This window comes from Pseudomonas brassicacearum, assembly GCF_003732265.1.
In the GTDB taxonomy this organism is placed as follows: domain Bacteria; phylum Pseudomonadota; class Gammaproteobacteria; order Pseudomonadales; family Pseudomonadaceae; genus Aquipseudomonas; species Aquipseudomonas brassicacearum_D.
In genome coordinates this window covers 1-978 of the sequence record NZ_MOBK01000192.1, presented here as the reverse complement: position 1 = coordinate 978, position 978 = coordinate 1, and the positions used below count along the sequence as shown (strand labels likewise).

Genomic DNA, 978 nt, shown 5'->3' with positions numbered 1-978 from the left:
TGGCGCGGCTGACATCGGTCGGTGTCGGCTGCTCGATACCCTGCTCAGTCAGGCGCTGGCGCACTGGACCGTATTCGAGATGCAGATGCGCAACGCGATCCAGTTTGAAGCGCACGCGAAGAATCAACCAACGCCCCGGCTGCTGCTTGAACAGACTGTCGCGGTAGGCAAAGTTGCATTCTTCGAGAGTGAAGTCGCGCAACTCGCCGGTCTGACGATCCAGCGCGGTGAGGCCGGCGAACACATCCTTGATCTCGACACCGTAAGCGCCAATGTTTTGCATCGGCGCAGCGCCAACGGTGCCCGGAATCAGACTGAGGTTTTCCAGCCCGGAGAAGCCCAGCGCCAGTGTGTGCTGGACAAACGGATGCCACGGCTCGCCGGCTTCAGCCTCGATCACCACCCGGCTGCCGTCATCGCTGATCACACGAATGCCACGGGTGGCCATGCGCAGCACCAGCGCCGCAATGTCGGCCGTCAGCAGCAAGTTGCTGCCGCCGCCGATGACCAGCAATGGCACATCATGAGCAGTGGCATACGCCAGCGCCTCACGGACATCGGCATCGCTGTGGGCTTCGGCGAACAGTTGCGCGCGCACATCCACGCCAAAACTGTTGAACGGTTTCAGGGAAACCTGCGGTTGCACCTGAAAACTCATAACCGGCCCTTCACTTCGATCAACAATTGGTCACAAGCCGCTTCGATCAGATCCAGCACCTGCTCGAAACCCTGATCGCCGTCGTAATACGGATCCGGCACTTCATCAACCAGCCCAGCATAACGGCGCAGGAACAGATCCAGTTCAGCCTTGCCGGTGGACGGCTGCAACGCCTTGAGGTTGCGCAGGTTGCTGTTGTCCATCGCCAGAATCAGATCGTAACTGGCGAAATCGGCACGACTGACCTGCTGCGCGCGTTGCGCCGAAAGGTCATAGCCGCGCACTTTGGCGGCGGCCTGGCTGCGTTTGTCCGGCGGGTT

At 60.7% G+C, this 978-nt stretch carries 2 protein-coding genes; both read right to left on the bottom strand.

The genetic code is table 11. The features are described from left to right. On the bottom strand, positions 1 to 658 hold a 658-nt coding region (locus BK660_RS30780; RefSeq protein ID WP_123436423.1), incomplete at its 3' end, for an FAD-binding protein. Then, positions 655 to 978: low molecular weight protein-tyrosine-phosphatase (locus tag BK660_RS30775; RefSeq protein WP_148057508.1), on the bottom strand; the 324-nt coding region annotated here is incomplete at its 5' end. The genes BK660_RS30780 and BK660_RS30775, both read right to left, overlap by 4 nt.